3 protein-coding genes are annotated in these 4,016 nt (G+C 50.7%); 2 read left to right on the top strand and 1 reads right to left on the bottom strand.

The genetic code is table 11. From position 1 onward, the window contains the following. Window positions 1–913 (top strand): hypothetical protein (locus VE954_RS31110; RefSeq protein ID WP_324960335.1); only part of this gene is annotated, 913 nt, incomplete at its 5' end. Between the two features lie 66 nt (window positions 914–979). On the opposite strand, the gene VE954_RS31105 is transcribed toward VE954_RS31110, so the two are convergent. Then, window positions 980–1,279, bottom strand: a complete 300-nt coding sequence (locus VE954_RS31105) for a cupin domain-containing protein (protein ID WP_324960334.1) — start codon at window positions 1,277–1,279, stop codon at window positions 980–982. Between the two features lie 751 nt (window positions 1,280–2,030). Here VE954_RS31105 and VE954_RS31100 point away from each other — a divergent pair. Beyond that, window positions 2,031–3,713 (top strand): carbohydrate-binding domain-containing protein, encoded by a 1,683-nt coding sequence (locus VE954_RS31100; protein ID WP_324960332.1) that lies wholly within the window; start codon window positions 2,031–2,033, stop codon window positions 3,711–3,713. The last annotated feature ends 303 nt before the right edge of the window (window positions 3,714–4,016 follow it).

The following is a 4,016-nucleotide window of genomic DNA, read 5'->3' as shown; positions in this document are numbered from 1 at the left end:
GGACGGTCCTTCGTATATTGGGCTCATTCCTATACCGGCCACTGACCTCGGTCGAACAGAAGAGATTGTGCTCGACCAGGACGGAGTGCTGACAGCTCTGCAGGGGGGTGGAACCATCAAGGAGCAGCTCCGCATTAACTCTTATAATTACAAGAGCAGTGTACCGCTGGCATTGACGAGCGATCAGGAGGAGGTCATCGATAACGCCTACGGTGGCTTTATTGTGGAGATGGGCGATAGCACAGAGTACACGAGCTTTGCAGAGTTCCAGGTGAGCGTGCACCGGGCTGAGCTTGCCACGTCCTGGGACGCTTCAGCCCGAAAGCTGAATCTCCGCTACGTGAACGGCGCAACAGCTATCGATCTTTCTTATCTGCCTGCCTATCCGGGGACTTGGGGATACACCCCACCCCTGGATGAGCTGTTTCCCGAGCGGCGCGTTAACGGGGGCCACACCTATCCAGCGGCAGATCTGGAGCGGGATTCGACGCTGTCACAGCAGGGGCGAACGGGTAGACTTGAGAAAAATGGTGCAGTCCTCGAGAGTACTCCAGGGCTCGTTTCCTATCTGCTCACAGAGCCTCGAAGCGCAACGTATGTCGGCTATAACCCGTTGCCCGATTTAGCAGATTTTCGCCTGTCGATCCCCGGCGGCAAGAGGATTGTCGCCAACGGGAAGATTGGTCTTGCCCGGGTTCTGATACAAATCTCAACCGACACTGTCGAAGTCGACTTTGCGATGAAAGATGAGCAAAAATCCGAGCCGGGTCTGGCATCTGAATTTCTGCTCTTCGGCTTTGCAACTCCGCCCAAAGTGATTTGCAATGGTGTCCAGCTCCAGTCCCTTGATACTCGAACGGTGAACGGGGAAATGGCTTACCTCATCGAAGCGTTCAAGCCTCGGCACCGGTAAGATGTTATCTCCACAGGTCTGGACCTTTCGAAACTGATTCGAAATATCGACTTACCATCGACCTGGTCAGGCGGGACTGATAAGAAGGAGGGTTCCTGAGCTTCCAGCCTTAACCTTGTGTCGTGTATGGGCAGGAACAAAGTACACTTGACCGTCTTTCAGTTGAACGTCCTCGTGATTTACAGTCAAGTTCAATACACCATCCACAACAAGAAGCGCTTCTGCATAAGGATGGGCCTCCTCCGGAATTTCTGAGCCATTCATTCGCAGGACTCTGATATTTGTTTCGCCAATTAAGCCAACTGATTGGCTTTTCCAATCTTGAGGAAGCTGCTCGGCAATTAATTTGAGATCGATTCGAGACAAAATTACGCCTCCTGAAATGGTCTTAGGAGTATGCGACCACAACCGGCTAAAATCAACCTGGTGAGGACGCTTTCTTGATTTATCTTAGGGGATGGCAAGGATGGTTGTGTTGCCATAAGCCTCTGGTATTTTGACCTGGGACTCGTCATATTCGCCAGTTCACCGAACTTGATAGCCTTCAAGAGAAAGCGTTTTGCGGCTTTTTCATCGCCTGCGATCGGTACACACAAAAGTATTGGATAGATTAGATAATCGATCCAGGGAGCTCCGCGAAATTCAAGGAAGATATTGGCCATAAAATGAAATCCAATACCTCAGTCTGTCATCTTCCAAAAGCTCACGGTGTAAAACGGCCGTTTACTCATGATGTGCAATTCCAATATCCTGCCTCACACTGTTATCCTCACCTTCACTGTAAGTTTGGTGCGACAGGTGTCCTGCTTTCATTCATGCCAGCGAAAGTCTGCCGATTGATTTCATTATCATCTTCATCCTGTTTATTTGGTTTACTTCTGCTTAGTGCCGAGAAGGGCCTCTGCTTTTGAGTGGCTTGAATACAGCATAAAGTAATCAGAGTGGATAAGAATGAAAAGGTTCCGCTGTGGTTGCATGAAGAAAAATGATAGTGATCGTCTGGTAAAAATCATGCGGCCGCAGGAACTGTGTTTTTGCGATATCTCTGTTCAAGAAAGTGCTTGGCGTTCTTGCCGGGACTGGTCCTGTTGCCTCTTCAACTGATGGAGCGATCTGTATGAAAAGAGTTGAGATTGGTCTTGTGTCCTTGTTCTTGGCTGGCAGTATTCTGGGATGCGGGTCCCGCGGCACAGATTCAAATCTTGCGGCTTCCGCCCGCGGTCCTCAAACCTTTTATGTCGACAGTGTGGCGGGATCGGATGTGGCTTCGGGCACTTCGCTTTCCACACCATGGAAGTCGCTGACAAAAATCAACGCGACGAAACTTCTGGCTGGCGATGTGATCCGGCTGAGACGAGGCTCAGCCTGGGATACGGGGCTGACTATCAAGGATTCGGGAACGGCCGAGGCTCGCATCATCATTGAAGCCTATGGGGATGAGGATAAGCCTGTTCAGGAAATGAAGTCGCCGATTATCGAGAATCCCGGTGCGGGGCGGTGGGGGGCCGCCGTTGAAGTCAAAGGCAGCTACATTACAGTAGAAGGTCTGCTGCTCCGTAATGCCAACGCCCGTGGGGTTATGATTAATGAGGGCGCGAATCATAATATCATCCGCCATAACGAAATTGCCAATGTTGGCATTGGGGTTCAAACCTTCGGGCAATTCAACCTCATTACAAGAAATTATGTCCATGACGTCCATATGATTGTGAACGATCCCAGGGACCCTGATAAACCCAGGAGTGGAAGCAATGATTTTGGTGCCAACTGCTTCTGGCTCGAGAACACGGACAATGAAATATCATACAACCGTGGCGAGAACTGTATCGGCCCCAGCTATGACTATGGAAAGGACGGCGGATTCGTGGAACTCTTTGGTGTCACCGATCGTTCCCATATCCATCACAATTACGCGAAAAATACCGATGGTTTCAGCGAAATCGGAGGCCCAGGCGGGGATGCCAGCGCTCATGCAATCAGAATGCATCATAACGTCATCGTCGACGTGGTGACGCCTGTGCTTTGCGTTCATACAGAAAGTTCTCTGGCAAAAATTGAGGATGTGCGCTTTGAAAATAATACGGTTTACAAACCGGCTGGGGGCGGCAGCCCGGCTATCGACTGCTTCAAGAAAGGAGAAGATCCGAAAACCCTGCTCCTCAGAAACAACATTTTTGTTAGCGATGTCCGCATTGCCCCTTCAGCAGCCTTCAGTCATACCAATAATCTTTACAACATGGTCGGCGGGATCTCTCCTGGTTTTGCCCTTGACCCCACCGAAAAGCTTTCTGACGCGGGATTCTTCGACGCCCAGGGAGGTGATTTGCGCCTCGCAGAAGGGAGCAAAGCCATTGATGCTGGTCTCGAGTTAGGCTATCAAGCCGACTACACCGGCCGTGCAGCCGCAGGGTTGCCCGATCTCGGTGCCTATGAATTCGGTTCAGCCATTACCGTCTTTGCTGCCGGAGAAGCTGCCGACGGCGTTTATCCCACCATGCGTCTCCTGGTGGACGACATCCCAGTTGCCACATGGACTGACACCAAGGGCAACCCGGCGCTTCGTCAGTTCCAAACGTTTACTTATAATCATCCAAAGACCATTGCCATCGACAGGATCAAAGTCGAGTTCGTGAACGACGGTGGGGCAAGAGGAGCGCGCAATCTGATGGTGGACAAGGTCAGCCTTGACGGAAAAAACTATCATACGGAAGCAGAGACCTCCTATTCGACCTCATGCCAGTCGGGATATCAAAAGTCCGAGTGGTTGTACTGCAACGGCACCGTTGCTTATAAAAACTAATGACCAGGCCGGCCGGAAGGTCGGCCTCTCCCTGTAGACAGCATTTTTTGCCCTCTTATATGGTATCGCATCTCAGATTATTCAAGATTCATACCTTTTTGAACTATTTCACACGCTAGCTTAATAAAGAGTGGGCATTACCCTGTCTGTGAGGTGGCTATTGCGAGAGGCGATCTTAATTGCAGGAGCAACTATAATCTTTGTCCTATGCGCCGATAGGTTTTGAATCGGGGTAGAGGCGAAGAGCCGCTTGTACTGATTTCAAGGGAGACACTGATGGGCCTACTCAGGCCAGGACAGACG

This window comes from Oligoflexus sp. (genome assembly GCF_035638955.1).
In the GTDB taxonomy this organism is placed as follows: Bacteria; Bdellovibrionota_B; Oligoflexia; order Oligoflexales; family Oligoflexaceae; genus Oligoflexus.
Note: the sequence above shows the minus strand (reverse complement) of the source record. Positions and strands in the feature narration are given on the sequence as shown.

Coding starts and splice junctions, on each gene's coding strand:
- VE954_RS31100 (WP_324960332.1), top strand. CDS start 2,031: ATGAAAAGAGTTGAGATTGGTCTTGTGTCCTTGTTCTTGGCTGGCAGT.